The sequence below is a fragment of the Methylococcus capsulatus str. Texas = ATCC 19069 genome (genome assembly GCF_000424685.1).
Lineage (GTDB): Bacteria > Pseudomonadota > Gammaproteobacteria > Methylococcales > Methylococcaceae > Methylococcus > Methylococcus capsulatus.
On the sequence record NZ_KE384224.1, the window covers coordinates 342,555 to 356,159 of the forward strand.

At 61.5% G+C, this 13,605-nt stretch carries 14 protein-coding genes; 13 read left to right on the plus strand and 1 reads right to left on the minus strand.

All coding sequences use genetic code 11. The annotated features are described in order from the left end of the window. Positions 1–35 precede the first annotated feature (35 nt). The 13 genes from H156_RS0112970 (at position 36) to lnt (ending at position 12,720) form a co-directional block, all read left to right on the plus strand. Positions 36–1,457, plus strand: coding sequence for a DegQ family serine endoprotease (locus tag H156_RS0112970; RefSeq protein ID WP_026597622.1), 1,422 nt, complete (start codon positions 36–38; stop codon positions 1,455–1,457). Further along, positions 1,454–3,259: a translation elongation factor 4 gene (gene lepA / locus H156_RS0112975; RefSeq protein ID WP_010960742.1), complete on the plus strand. Its 1,806-nt coding sequence runs from the start codon at positions 1,454–1,456 to the stop codon at positions 3,257–3,259. The genes H156_RS0112970 and lepA overlap by 4 nt, the downstream gene beginning before the upstream one ends. 14 nt (positions 3,260–3,273) lie before the next feature. Next, complete coding sequence (lepB, locus tag H156_RS0112980; protein ID WP_017365628.1) at positions 3,274–4,062, plus strand: signal peptidase I; 789 nt, start codon at positions 3,274–3,276, stop codon at positions 4,060–4,062. Positions 4,063–4,065: 3 nt separating this feature from the next. Next, positions 4,066–4,443, plus strand: a complete 378-nt coding sequence (locus H156_RS0112985) for a DUF4845 domain-containing protein (protein ID WP_017365627.1) — start codon at positions 4,066–4,068, stop codon at positions 4,441–4,443. Beyond that, entirely contained in the window at positions 4,440–5,132 is a 693-nt protein-coding gene (gene rnc, locus H156_RS0112990; RefSeq protein WP_017365626.1) for a ribonuclease III, read from the plus strand. Before H156_RS0112985 ends, rnc begins: the two co-directional genes overlap by 4 nt. Beyond that, positions 5,129–6,010 carry a GTPase Era gene (gene era, locus H156_RS0112995; protein WP_010960738.1) on the plus strand — a complete coding sequence of 294 codons (882 nt, stop codon included), beginning with the start codon at positions 5,129–5,131 and terminating at the stop codon, positions 6,008–6,010. Before rnc ends, era begins: the two co-directional genes overlap by 4 nt. Positions 6,011–6,025: 15 nt before the next feature. Continuing rightward, complete coding sequence (recO, locus tag H156_RS0113000) at positions 6,026–6,754, plus strand: DNA repair protein RecO (RefSeq protein ID WP_017365625.1); 729 nt, start codon at positions 6,026–6,028, stop codon at positions 6,752–6,754. Between the two features lie 148 nt (positions 6,755–6,902). Continuing rightward, on the plus strand, positions 6,903–7,439 hold the full coding sequence (locus H156_RS0113005) for a hypothetical protein (RefSeq protein ID WP_017365624.1): 537 nt from the start codon (positions 6,903–6,905) through the stop codon (positions 7,437–7,439). Positions 7,440–7,546: 107 nt separating this feature from the next. Further along, entirely contained in the window at positions 7,547–8,923 is a 1,377-nt protein-coding gene (miaB, locus tag H156_RS16195; RefSeq protein WP_017365623.1) for a tRNA (N6-isopentenyl adenosine(37)-C2)-methylthiotransferase MiaB, read from the plus strand. Next, the gene (locus tag H156_RS0113015; protein WP_026045982.1) at positions 8,877–9,902 is read left to right on the plus strand and encodes a PhoH family protein; all 1,026 of its coding nucleotides are present in this window, start codon (positions 8,877–8,879) and stop codon (positions 9,900–9,902) included. Before miaB ends, H156_RS0113015 begins: the two co-directional genes overlap by 47 nt. Further along, positions 9,899–10,351: an rRNA maturation RNase YbeY gene (gene ybeY, locus H156_RS0113020; RefSeq protein WP_010960733.1), complete on the plus strand. Its 453-nt coding sequence runs from the start codon at positions 9,899–9,901 to the stop codon at positions 10,349–10,351. Before H156_RS0113015 ends, ybeY begins: the two co-directional genes overlap by 4 nt. After that, positions 10,348–11,202, plus strand: coding sequence for a CorC family transporter (locus H156_RS0113025; RefSeq protein ID WP_010960732.1), 855 nt, complete (start codon positions 10,348–10,350; stop codon positions 11,200–11,202). The genes ybeY and H156_RS0113025 overlap by 4 nt, the downstream gene beginning before the upstream one ends. A 3-nt stretch (positions 11,203–11,205) precedes the next feature. After that, positions 11,206–12,720, plus strand: a complete 1,515-nt coding sequence (gene lnt, locus H156_RS0113030; RefSeq protein ID WP_017365621.1) for an apolipoprotein N-acyltransferase — start codon at positions 11,206–11,208, stop codon at positions 12,718–12,720. Here the strand turns inward: lnt and H156_RS0113035 are convergent. Beyond that, entirely contained in the window at positions 12,717–13,493 is a 777-nt protein-coding gene (locus H156_RS0113035) for a ParA family protein (RefSeq protein WP_017365620.1), read from the minus strand. The genes lnt and H156_RS0113035 overlap by 4 nt on opposite strands. Between the last annotated feature and the right edge of the window lie 112 nt (positions 13,494–13,605).

Genomic DNA, 13,605 nt, shown 5'->3' on the forward strand with positions numbered 1-13,605 from the left:
GCCGGCGACCGCCGCCTTTGCACTCAGGAGTCACCATGTTTGACCGATACCGTTTTGTCGGCGCCATTTGTGCGGCGCTGGTGCTGGCCGTTTCGCCGCCAGCCCGGGCCCAGCTTCCCGATTTCACCCAGCTGGTTGAACAGAACAACGCCGCCGTCGTGAACATCAGCACCACCCAGAAAGTGGCCGCCAACGAACAGCAGATGCCGGAGGGGCTGGAGATTCCGGAGGGCACGCCGTTCGACGATTTTTTCCGGCATTACTTTGGCGAAGGCGGGGGTAGCGACGGCCAGCCGAGCGAGGCGAAGTCCCTGGGTTCGGGTTTCATCATGTCGGCAGATGGCTATATCATCACCAATCACCACGTCGTGAAAGGGGCCGATGAGATCGTGGTGCGGCTGCAGGACCGGCGGGAGCTGGTGGCGAAGATCGTTGGGTCCGACAAGCGTAGTGACGTCGCCCTGCTCAAGATCGAGGCCAGCCAGCTGCCCACGGTGAAGCTGGGGTCGTCCGAAAAGCTCAAGGTCGGCGAATGGGTGCTCGCCATGGGCTCGCCTTTCGGATTCGACCATTCCGCCACCGCCGGCATCGTCAGCGCCAAGGGGCGCAGCCTTCCCAGCGACAATTACGTGCCGTTCATACAGACCGACGTGGCCATCAACCCGGGCAACTCGGGAGGACCGCTGTTCAATCTGAACGGCGAAGTGGTCGGCGTCAATTCCCAGATCTACAGCCGTACCGGCGGCTTCATGGGGCTGTCCTTCGCCATTCCCATCGAAGTCGCCATGCAGGTGGTGGACCAGCTCAAAGCCAGCGGAAGGGTTTCCCGCGGTTGGCTGGGTGTCCAGATCCAGGACGTGACGCGAGAGCTGGCCGAGTCCTTCGGCATGAAGAAACCACAAGGCGCCCTGGTATCCAAGGTTCTTTCGAAGAGCCCGGCCGAAGCGGCCGGCGTCCAGATCGGCGACATCGTGCTGGAATTCAACGGCCAGGCGGTGGACACGTCGGCTGCGCTGCCGCCCATGGTAGGCATGACCAAGGTCGGCGAAGTCGCCAAAATCAAGTTGTTACGTAACGGTGCGATCAAGGAGCTGAGTATCAAGATCGGAGCGCTCCCCGATGAGGAAGAACCGGCCATGGGTACCGCCGAGCCCGATGCGGTACCGCTGAAGCGCATGGGAGCCAGCGTGGCCGATCTGACCCCGGAACTGCGCGAGCAGTTCGAGGTGCCACGGGGCGGGGTGCTCGTCTACGGCGTCAATCCCGGTCCCGCCTACGATGCAGGGCTGCGGCGCGGAGACGTGATCCTCCGGATTCAGGACAAGGAAATCAACGGCGTGAAACAATTGGTAGAGTTGGAGAAGACCCTGCCGGCAGGGAAATCGCTGGCGGTGCTGGTGCAGCGGCGCGATGGCTCCATCTTCCTGGCGATGAAATTGAAAGACGAAAAGCAGTGACCGACCAGACGCATATACGCAACTTCTCCATCATCGCGCACATCGACCATGGAAAATCGACGCTTGCAGACCGTTTCATCCAGATTTGCGGAGGACTGAGCGACCGCGAAATGGCCGAACAGGTGCTCGATTCCATGGACATCGAGCGTGAGCGCGGCATCACCATCAAGGCCCAGAGCGTCACCCTGGACTACCAATCTAGGGACGGCGGTATCTACCAGCTCAATTTCATCGATACGCCGGGGCACGTCGATTTTTCCTACGAAGTGTCGCGCTCGCTGGCAGCCTGCGAAGGCGCGCTGCTGGTGGTCGATGCCGCCCAGGGCGTGGAAGCGCAAAGCGTGGCGAACTGCTACACGGCCATCGAGCAGGGACTGGAAGTTCTGCCCGTGCTGAACAAGATCGACCTGCCTTCGGCCGATCCGGCCCGCGTCAAGAGCGAGATCGAGGAGATCATCGGTATCCCGGCGGAAGATGCGGTGGAGATCAGCGCGAAGACCGGTTTCGGCGTCGATCTCCTCCTCGAAGAGCTGGTGAAAAAGATCCCGCCGCCCAAGGGCGACGCCGAGGGACCGTTGCAGGCACTGATCATCGATTCCTGGTTCGACAACTACCTCGGGGTGGTGTCCCTGGTGCGAGTGGTGAACGGCGCGATCTCACGCAAGCAGAAGATCACCATCATGTCGACCGGTAAGAGCCATCTGGTCGAAAAGCTGGGTGTGTTCACGCCCAAACCGCTGGACAAGACCGTGCTGGGCGCTGGCGAGGTAGGCTTCGTGGTGGCGGGTATCAAGGACATTTTCGGCGCGCCGGTGGGCGACACCATCACCGCGACCGACCGTCCGACGACGGAGCCGCTGCCCGGTTTCCAGAAAGTCCAACCGCGGGTGTTCGCCGGCCTCTATCCCGTCGAATCGGACGATTACGAGAGTCTCCGGGAGGCGCTCAACAAGCTGCATCTGAACGATGCCGCTCTGCATTTCGAGCCGGAAGTCTCACAGGCACTGGGTTTCGGTTTTCGCTGCGGTTTCCTGGGCATGCTGCACATGGAGATCATCCAGGAACGGCTGGAGCGCGAATACGACCTGGACCTCATCACCACCGCGCCGACCGTGGTCTACGAGGTGGCCAAATCCGACGGCACGGTGGTCCCCGTCGACAATCCGGCCGACCTGCCGCCCCCGAACGAGATCGAGGAAATCCGTGAGCCAATCATCGAGGCCAACATTCTGGTTCCCCAGGATTACCTCGGTGCGGTCATCAGCCTGTGCATCGAAAAGCGCGGGGTGCAGAAGAAGCTGCAATACATGGGGGGACAAGTGGCCCTGAGCTTCGAACTGCCCCTGAGCGAGGTGGTGCTCGATTTCTTCGACCGGCTCAAGTCGTGCAGCCGTGGCTTCGCTTCCTTCGATTACGAATTCCTGCGGTTCCAGGCGGCGCCCCTGGTCAAGCTCGACATCCTGATCAACGGTGAAAAGGTGGACGCGCTTTCACTGATCGTGCATCGCGACATCAGCATGAATCGCGGCCGTGACCTGGTCGAGAGGATGAAGGACCTGATCCCCCGGCAGATGTTCGAAGTGGCGATCCAGGCCGCCATCGGCTCCAAGATCATCGCCCGCTCCACGGTCAAGGCCATGCGCAAGAACGTCCTGGCGAAATGCTACGGCGGCGACATCACCCGCAAACGCAAGCTTCTGGAAAAACAGAAAGCCGGCAAGAAGCGTATGAAGCAGGTGGGCAAGATCGACATTCCCCAGGAGGCATTCCTCGCCGTCCTGCGCGTCAACAAGGATTCCTGATAACGGTCATCCCGATGGACTACGATTTCTCGTTTTTTCTCGTCGCCGCCACGTTCGTCACCGGTGCGGTATGGGGCGGTTACGCGCTCTGGCTCAAACGGCACCCCCTGCCAGAAGGCACAGCGCACAAGGAGCCGATCCTGGTGGAATATGCCCGGTCGTTCTTTCCGATCGTGCTCGTCGTCATGCTGCTGCGTTCGTTTCTGGTGGAGCCGTTCCGCATCCCCTCGGGTTCCATGATGCCAACGCTTCTGATCGGCGATTTCATCCTGGTCAACAAATTCACCTATGGCATCCGCCTGCCTGTGCTGAATACCAAGATCATCGAGATGAACGAGCCCCAGCGGGGCGACATCGTGGTGTTCCGGTTTCCGAAGGATCCGACCGTCGATTACATCAAGCGCGTGATCGGTCTGCCGGGCGACAGGATCGGTTATTACAACAAGCAGCTCTATGTGAACGGCAAGCCCATGCCCCAGACATCGCTGGGCATTTACCAAGGGGTGGGGCAGGGTGCCAGCATGAGCGGGGCCGAGCTGCTGTCAGAGGATCTGGAAGGCGTCGAGCACGACATTTTGATCCGCCATGGCCAGCCGACGGTGCAGGGCGAGTTCACCGTACCCGAAGGCAGCTATTTCGTGATGGGCGACAACCGCGACAACAGCAACGACAGCCGCTATTGGGGGGTGGTGCCCGAAGCCAACCTGGTGGGCAAGGCCTTTTTCATCTGGATGAGCTGGGACTTCGAGAACGGCGGCATCGGCTTTTCGCGCCTCGGCACGGTACTGAATTCCGGACGGTGAACCATGGTCGGCATGCCCCGTCATCAGCGTGGTCTGACTTTCATCGGCTTCGTCCTGCTGATGGCAGTGGCCGGTTTTTTCCTGCTGCTCCTGTTCCGCCTCGGACCGGTTTATCTCAATCATTACAAGGTCAACAGCTCACTGAAGTCGCTGAAATCGGACCCGCAGTTGCTGGAGAAGACCCGCGAAGACATTCTCAAGACGCTGGAGAAGCGTTGGGACATCAACATGGTAGATTCCGTGACGACGAAAGACGTGAGGATCAGCCGCAGCGAGGGCACCCTGCGCGTCCAGGTTGTCTACGACGTGGTGCGACCCATCGTGGGCAACGTCGCTGCGCTGATCCACTTCGATGACCAGATCGAGGTCGAACGCCGTTGATCCGTAGCCACGAACACCTGGCGCGCAAACTCGGCATTCCGTTCCGCGATCCGGGCCTGCTCAGGAATGCTCTCACTCACCGCAGCGCCGAAGGCGTAAACAACGAGCGCCTGGAGTTCCTGGGCGATTCGGTGCTGGGATTCGTGGTCGCCGAGTATCTCTATCAGCGTTTCCCTTCGGCCGACGAAGGGGTATTGAGCCGGCTCAGGGCGACACTGGTGAATGAGACCTCCCTGGCCAGGATCGCGCGGGAGCTGGAGCTGGGCGAATACCTCATCCTGGGGTCCGGCGAGCTCAAGAGCGGCGGCTACCGGCGTGACTCGATTCTGTCCGACGCCTTGGAGGCCATCCTCGGCGCCGTCCTGAGGGATCAGGGCATCGACGCCTGTCGGGCACTGATCCTGACGCTGTTCGAGCGCCCGCTGTCCGCATTGTCGCTGGACGACTGGAAAAAGGACCCGAAGACGCGTTTACAGGAACTGATGCAAGGACGCGGCCTGCCTCTCCCCGTTTATACCCTCATCGACCAGTCGGGGCTGCCACACGACCAGCATTTCCGTGTGCGTTGCGAGGTTCCGCTGGCTGTTGAACCTTGCGTGGGCGAGGGCAGTTCACGTAAGAAAGCCGAACAACAGGCAGCGGAAAACATGCTCAGCCGCCTTTCGGACCAATCGAGGTTCAGAGTTTGAAATCAGGTTACGTGGCTCTGGTGGGCCGTCCCAATGTCGGCAAATCGACGCTGCTCAACCATCTGCTCGGGCAGAAGCTCAGCATCGTCTCTCGGCGGCCGCAGACCACCCGGCACCGCATCCTGGGGATCAAGACCGACGGGCGCGGCCAGGTCATCTATGTCGATACCCCCGGCATCCACGGTGGCGCGCGGCGGGCGATGAACCGCTATCTCAATCGCACCGCGATTTCCTCTCTCCTCGGGGTCGACGTCATCCTCTGGCTGGTGGATCGGGCGGGCTGGTTGCCGGATGACGAACTGGTCATGGCCCGGATCAAGGAGGCGAAGCTTCCTGTCATTCTCGTGATCAACAAAGTCGACCGCATCGAAGGCAAGGATACCCTGCTGCCTTTCCTCGCCGAAGCGAACGCCACCGGACTGTTCTCCGAGATCGTGCCGATTTCGGCGCTCAAGGGCATCAACCTGGCGGTGCTGGAAGAACGGGTTCTGGCCCTCCTGCCCGAGGGTGAACCGATCTATCCGGAGGATCAGATTTCCGACCGGCCGGAGCGCTTCTTCGTGGCGGAGATCATCCGCGAGAAGCTGTTCAACCGTCTGACGCAGGAAGTACCGCATGCGCTCACGGTCCAGATCGAACAGTACAGGGAATCGCCGACCCTGGTCCGCATCCATGCCGTCATCTGGGTGGAGCGGGAAGGCCAGAAAGCCATCGTCATCGGCAAGGGAGGCGAGGTTCTGAAACGGGTGGGTGAGGCCTCGCGCAGAGAGCTGGAACGTATGCTCGAGCGGCGCGTCTATCTGGAGCTCTGGACCAAGGTCAAGCACGGCTGGTCGGACAACGAGCGGGCGCTGCAGGGTCTGGGCTATGCCGAATGAACCTGGCCGGAGCCCATGCCGCCTGAAGCGCCGCGCCGTGGCGATCCGAGCCGGGTCCTGCTCGACCACGCCTACCTGCTGCATCGGCGCGACTACCGCGAAACCAGCCTCCTCCTCGAATTGTTCACGCTCAGGCATGGCCGCATCGGCGTGATCGCCAAAGGCGCGCGTCGCGGCCGGCAGGGATTCGCCGCGGTGTTGCAGCCGTTCGTTCCCCTGTTGGTGTCCTGGTCCGGCCGCGGCGAGCTTGCTAACCTGAACCATGCCGAGGCCGCTGGCATCGGCGTTCGGCTGCAGCATACCGCCCTGTTCTGTGGTTTCTACCTGAACGAGCTTCTGATGAGGCTGTTGCCTCCGCACGATCCCTGTCCGGAACTCTTTGGCACTTACCGAGGCGGGCTAGAAACACTCGCGGCGGGCGAAGACCTGGAAACCGCGTTGCGCAGTTTCGAACTGTCTCTGCTGGAAGCCATCGGCTATGGTCTGCAGCTGCGGGTCGAAGCCGAGAGCGGAGAGGCCATCCGGCCCGAGCGTCTTTACAGCTATCGCATCGACGCCGGTCCCGTTCCCGCCGGCGACGAGGCCGATGCGGTGCACGGAATGACCCTGCTGGCGCTGCACGACCGCCGTTTCGACACGTCGCAAACCCGCACCGAGGCCAAACGCCTGATGCGGCGGATCATCGCCCACCATCTGAACGGCCGCGCTCTCAAGAGCCGCGAACTGTTCCGCAGCTCGTCCTGATTTCGTGGGCTGAAAATGCCCAGCCCGGCCAATCTTTCCCCTACCCGACCGAGGCATTGACAGCGACCGGCAAAAGTAATAAGAGTTCCCTCGACCCCGGCGGATGGTGCCGGGACATCAGTACCGTAACATGGTAAGGAGGTGCGTCATGAAACGACTGTATTACCTGGCGGACAATCTCGACAGCGTGGAGCGGATATCCGACGCTTTGCACAAAGAAGGCATCAGCGACTGGAATTTCCATGTCATCAGCAAGGATCAGGCGGGTCTTTATCGCCGCCACATCCATTCGGCGAATTTCATTCAGAAATCCGATGCGGTGCGCTATGCAGAGCGTGGCGCCATGGTAGGGTTCATCTTTTCCGTCCTCGGCAGTGTCTGGGTGGCCACCGAACAGCCATTCGGTCCGGACATGGGCGGCATGGTCTATCTTGCCATTTTCGGTTTCGTCACCCTCTTCGGCGTGTGGGTGGGCGGACTGATGGGGATGGCCACCGAGAACCAGAAGATCTCCGCTTATCACGACCAGATCGAGGCGGGGAAGCATCTCATCCTCATCGATACCCGGCCACAGGAGGAGGACAGGGTTCGCGAGCTCATGGCACGTACCTATCCGGAGGCACACTTGCTGCGGGTGGGCTCGACGCTGATCAATCCTTTCAAATTTGCGCATCCCGCCGTCTGAGCCTTCGGTCACAGCCGGTTCCGGCTGCTTTGTTAATCGGGGCGGGCGACTCTGCTAGAATAACCCCATCCGCTGATGCTGATCCCCAACGCTCCCCGCCCCGACTGATGCCGCAAAAGCTCTACATCGAGACCTTCGGCTGCCAGATGAACGAATACGATTCCGCCAAGATGCGGGATCTGCTCGAGGTCTCCGACAGTTTCGAACTCGCCCGCTCGCCCGAAGAGGCGGACGTCCTGCTACTCAATACCTGCTCGATCCGGGACAAGGCGCAGGAGAAAGTCTTTTCGCAGCTCGGGCGCTGGCGTCCGATCAAACTCAGGCGTCCGGAGGTCGTCATCGGCGTCGGCGGCTGTGTGGCAAGCCAGGAAGGCGAGGCTCTGCAGAAACGGGCACCCTATGTCGACATCGTGTTCGGTCCCCAGACCCTGCACCGGTTGCCCTCCATGCTCGAGCAAGTCAGGCGCGAACGGCGGCCGGTGGTGGACGTATCATTCCCCGCGATCGAGAAATTCGACGCGTTGCCGGAGCCCCGCGCGGAGGGGCCGAAGGCTTTCGTTTCGGTGATGGAAGGCTGCGGCAAGTACTGCACCTTCTGTGTCGTACCCTACACCCGCGGTGAGGAAATCAGCCGTCCGGTCGACGATGTGATCGCGGAGATCGTGGCGCTGGCGGAGCAGGGCGTCCGCGAGGTCAATCTGCTGGGCCAGAACGTGAACGCCTACCGGGGCGTGCTGGCCGATGGCGGTATGGCCGATCTGGCTTTGTTGATGCATTACGTGGCGGCGGTGGACGGCATCGATCGCATCCGTTTCACCACCTCGCATCCGGTGGAGTTTTCCGATGCCCTGATCGAGGCGTTTCGCGACATCCCGCAATTGGTCAGTCATTTGCATCTGCCGGTCCAAAGTGGCAGCGACCGGATTCTCAGGCTGATGAAACGGGGGCATACCCGTGCCGAATACATGGCCAAGGTCGCCAAGCTGCGCGAGATCCGCCCCGATCTGAGCCTGTCGTCGGATTTCATCGTAGGGTTTCCGGGAGAGACCGACGAGGACTTCGAGGACACGATGGCATTGATCGAGCAGCTCGGGTTCGACCAGTCCTTCAGCTTCATCTTCAGCGCCCGCCCGGGGACCCCGGCGGCAGCGATGGCCGATGACGTGCCGCCGGAGACCAAGCGCGCCCGGCTGGCCCGATTGCAGGCGAAAATTGCCGACAATGCCGCGAAAATCGGGGCGAGCATGGTGGGAAGCGTACAATCGGTCCTGGTCGAAGGTACTTCACGCAAGAATTTCAATGAGCTTAGCGGCCGCACCGAAAACAACCGGGTTGTGAATTTCGCCGGCCACCCCAGACTCATCGGCCAGTTCGTCGATGTCGTCATCACCGAATCCCTCCCCAATTCTCTGCGAGGCCGGCTTATCGGCGTGGCCCATGAGTCAGATTTCATCTCCCCAGACTCTACCGCTCAAATTGCCTAATCATCCGAGTTCGATACAGCTGCTTCTGGAACCGCCGGACAACGCCAGGCTCGCTAACCTCTGCGGCCAGTTCGACGAACACCTGCGCCAGATTGAACGGAGGCTCGGCGTTGAAATCCAGAATCGCGGCAACCAGTTTCAGATCATCGGCGCGGGCAAGGCGGTGCGGGCCGCCTATGAGGTGATCCGTAGCCTGTTCGATGCGGCCCAGCACGAAATCGTCACGCCGGAGCGGGTGCATCTGTCGCTGCAGACCGCGAACCTCGACGCTCTGGTCGGCGAGACCGGTGTGCCGGAAGAGGAGGTGCTGATCCGCACCAAGCGTTTGGTGATCCGGGCACGTGGGACCAATCAGCGGAAATACCTGCAGAACATCGAGCAACACGACATCAATTTCGGCATCGGTCCAGCGGGCACAGGCAAGACCTATCTGGCAGTGGCCTGCGCGGTTGCCGCGCTGGAGCGGGAACAGGTCCGGCGTCTGGTGCTGGCCCGGCCGGCGGTCGAAGCGGGCGAGAAGCTGGGCTTTCTACCGGGCGACATGGCGCAGAAGATCGACCCCTATCTGCGCCCGCTTTACGATGCTCTGTATGAGATGCTGGGCTTCGAGCGCGTCGCCAAGCTGATCGAGCGCAACGTGATCGAGGTGGCACCCCTGGCTTTCATGCGCGGTCGTACTTTGAACGATTCCTTCATCATCCTCGATGAGGCCCAGAACACCACGATCGAGCAGATCAAGATGTTCCTGACCCGCGTCGGCTTCGGCTCCCGGGCCGTCATCACCGGTGACATCACCCAGACCGATCTGCCGCGCAACAAAGAATCCGGGCTGCGCCACGTGCTACAAGTGCTGCGTGACGTGGAGGGCATCAGCTTTACCTTCTTCAGTACCCGCGACGTGGTGCGGCATCCCCTGGTGCAGCGCATCGTCGCTGCCTATGAAGCGCATGAAAAAGCGCGACAGGAGACCAGCGAGTGATCGATTTGACCCTGCAGCGGGCGAGCACCTCGGCGGTGCCGGACTCGGCGGCGTTCCGGCTCTGGGCCGAGGCGGCACTGGAAAAGCCGCACGCCGAAGTCGTCATCCGCATCGTCGATAGGGAGGAAAGCGCTGCCCTGAATTCGACTTACCGGGGTAAGACCGGTCCGACCAACGTGCTCAGTTTTCCCTTTGTGGTGCCGGAGGGGGTTCCCAACGACCTTCTGGGTGATCTGGTGATCTGCGCACCGGTGGTCGAACGCGAAGCGGCGGAGCAGGGCAAGCCTGTTGAAGCCCATTGGGCCCACATGGTCGTGCATGGGATGTTGCATCTGCAGGGCTACGACCACATCGAAGAGGCGGAAGCCGAAATCATGGAAAACCGCGAAATCGCGATCCTGCGAGGTTTGGGCATGGAAAATCCTTATCGGGAGATTCGGCCGGAATGAGCGAGGGAAACTCGGGCGAACATCGAAGTTGGCTGGAGCGGCTCGTGCACTTCCTGTCCGGGGAACCGGCGAGCAGAGAAGAGTTGCTCGATGCGCTCCGGCATGCCCAAAAGCGTCAACTGATCGAAACCGAAGCTCTCAACATGATCGAGGGCGTACTGCAGGTGTCCGAGCTGCGCGTCCGGGACATCATGATCCCCCGGGCACAGATGGCCGTGGTTCCCCAGGATGCCGAACTGGAACGGGTGTTCCCGCTGGTCGTCGAGTCCGGTCACTCCCGCTACCCGGTCATCGCCGATGACCGTGCCGAAGTGGTGGGAATCCTGCTGGTGAAGGACCTGCTCGCACAGAGCCTGCGGAACCGCCATATCAAAGTCTCCGCAATCATGCGCCCGGCCCTGTTCGTGCCGGAGAGCAAGCGCCTCAACGTGCTGCTGAAAGAATTCAAGACCTCCCGCAGCCACATGGCCATCGTCGTCGACGAATACGGTGCGGCCGCGGGATTGGTGACCATCGAGGACGTGCTGGAGCAGATCGTCGGGGAAATCGAGGACGAGCACGATTTGGGCGAGGAGGAATACATCTTCCGGAAAAACGACCAGGAATACACCCTCAAAGCTATTACCCCCATCGAGGAATTCAACGAATATTTCGGCACCGATTTCGAGGACGACGAGTACGACACCGTCGGCGGGATGATCGTGCACCGCCTAGGGCATGTGCCGGAGCGTGGAGAGCGGATCGAGATCGGCCCGTTTCGCTTCACGGTGATTCGCGCCGACAACCGGCGCGTACATCTCTTGAGGCTGCTGCGACTGTCTGTGGACTCACTCCGTCCGGCGGCCGGCTGACAAATGAAAGCCATGCTGCTCGCATTGACTGGCGGGATTCTGCTACCGTTCGCCTTCGCGCCGTTCGGCTACGCGCTGGTGGCGCCGCTGTCGCTGGCCCTCTTGTTCCGGGTCTGGCTGAACGCTTCTCCCTCCAAAGCCGCTCTTTACGGTTATTTGTTCGGGCTGGGCCAGTTCGGAATCGGTGTGTCCTGGGTCTTCGTGAGCATGTACGAATACGGGGGCAGCGACGTGTTTTCGGCCGCCGGCCTGACCGCGCTGTTCGTGGCTTATCTGGCTTTGTTTCCTGCGCTGGCTGGCTGGCTCGGCGTCAAGGCCGGTGGCGGTTCGATACTCGTTCGGACGTTGCTGGTCTTCCCGGCCGCCTGGGTCGTCACCGAATGGCTCCGTGGTTGGCTGTTCAGCGGTTTCCCGTGGCTGCAGATCGGCTACAGCCAGACCGACACCGGCCTGCGCGGCATTGCGCCGGTGTTTGGCGTGTTCGGCGTGGGCTGGCTGCTAGCAGTCCTGGCCGGCCTCCTATTGAGCGCATGGCTGCTGGATCGGCGGGGACGCCGTTTCGCGCTGCTCGGAGCCGCGGTCGTACTCGTCGGCAGCACCCAGTTCGCCAAGGTGCAGTGGACGCATCCTGCCGGTGATCCGATCCAGGTGACGCTCTTGCAGGGCAATGTGTCACAGGATCAGAAATGGCGACCGGAAGCGAAAACTACCACCGTCCAGATGTACGTCGACATGACCCGCCAGCACTGGGATTCCCGGCTGATCATTTGGCCTGAAACGGCGGTGCCGGCGTTCTATCAGCAAGTGGCCGAGAGCTTCCTGGCGCCGCTGGAAGCCGAGGCTCGCCAGCACGGTGTCGATGTTCTGGTCGGCGTGCCTTACTACGAAGCCCAGGGCAACCGGTACTACAATGCGTTGGTAACGCTCGGCGCCAAGCCGGGCCGCTATTTCAAGCGCCATCTGGTACCATTCGGCGAGTTCCTGCCCTTGCGGCCCGTGCTGGCCTTCGTGCTGGACATCCTGCAGATACCGCTGGCGGACTTCACCGCCGGAGCACATCGTCAGACGCTGCTTCAGGCGGCGGGGTATCCACTGATCGCCTCGATCTGTTACGAGGATATTTTCGGTCAGGAATCGCTGACCGGGCTGCCGGAAGGTGCCTACCTCGTCAATGTCACCAACGACGCGTGGTTCGGGGATTCGTTCGCCCCTCACCAGCACTGGCAAAAGGCGAGGATGCGGGCTCTGGAGACGGGGCGCTACATGCTGCGCGCCACCAACACCGGCGTCACCGGCATCATCGACGCTGGCGGCAGACCGGTCGCAGTCGCGCCCATGTTCGAACGGGAGGCGCTGACCGGCATGATGCAACCCATGGCGGGCGCCACACCCTATGCCTTGTGGGGTGACTGGCCCGCGGTCGGGCTGTGCGCGGGGATCGTCGGCATCTGTTTCGCAAGACGCCGACGCAACGTCTCTTCCCACCAGGGCAGACAGGCGGAGCCGGGAGGAAACTAAGTCTCCAACTCATCGAACAGAGCCTGGAATTCGCTGGACAGCTTGTGGTCCGGCGCATAGTAAAGCAGGGGCTTGGACTCGCTGTGCGATTCCCTGACCTTGACCGAGGGTGAAATCCGGCTATCCAGCACCGGATGGCCCTCGGCCAGCAGTTCCTCGACCAATTTCTGAGGAAGGCTGGCACGGCTCTGGTACTGGTTGACGATGATGCCTTCCAGCATCAGGCCGTCGTTGTGATCCGCCTTGATCTCGGCGATCACCGCCAGCAGGTTGTACAGAGCCTCACGCGAGAAGGCGTCGCAATCGAACGGTATCAGGCAGCGGCGGGCGGCGATCAGGGCCGAGCGACTGTAGAAATTCAACACGGGCGGCGTGTCGATGAACACGCGGTCGAAGCCGGATAGGGTTTCCAGCGCTTCGCGCAGCTTGTAGATCTTGTAACGGGATTCGAGCCGTCCCTGCAACGGTTCCAGCTCGGGATGGGAGGGTGCGATGTACAGGTTGGGGTAGGGTGTCTCGTGGATGACTGCGTTCAGGCCCTCATCCTGGCCCTTGCCGAACAGGCTCAGACCCAGCGTATCCTTGAAGAAACGGGCGAGGGTCCGGTCCTGGTCGGCCACCTTCTGCCCCAACAGGTAGTGGGTGGAATTGCCCTGGACGTCCAGGTCGATGACCAGCGTCTTCAAGCCCCGAGCGGCGCTGATGGCGGCCAGGTTGCAGCTGATGGTGGATTTGCCGACACCGCCTTTTTGATTGAATACGACCCTATGCATGTTTGTCTCCCCCGAACGCTGCCGCTCCTTCTAGCGTTCATCGCCGTTCTCGGCTTCAGATTAGATGCGGCGTCCGGTATTCTAGCCACTTTTGCTTGATTGATCGAACCGG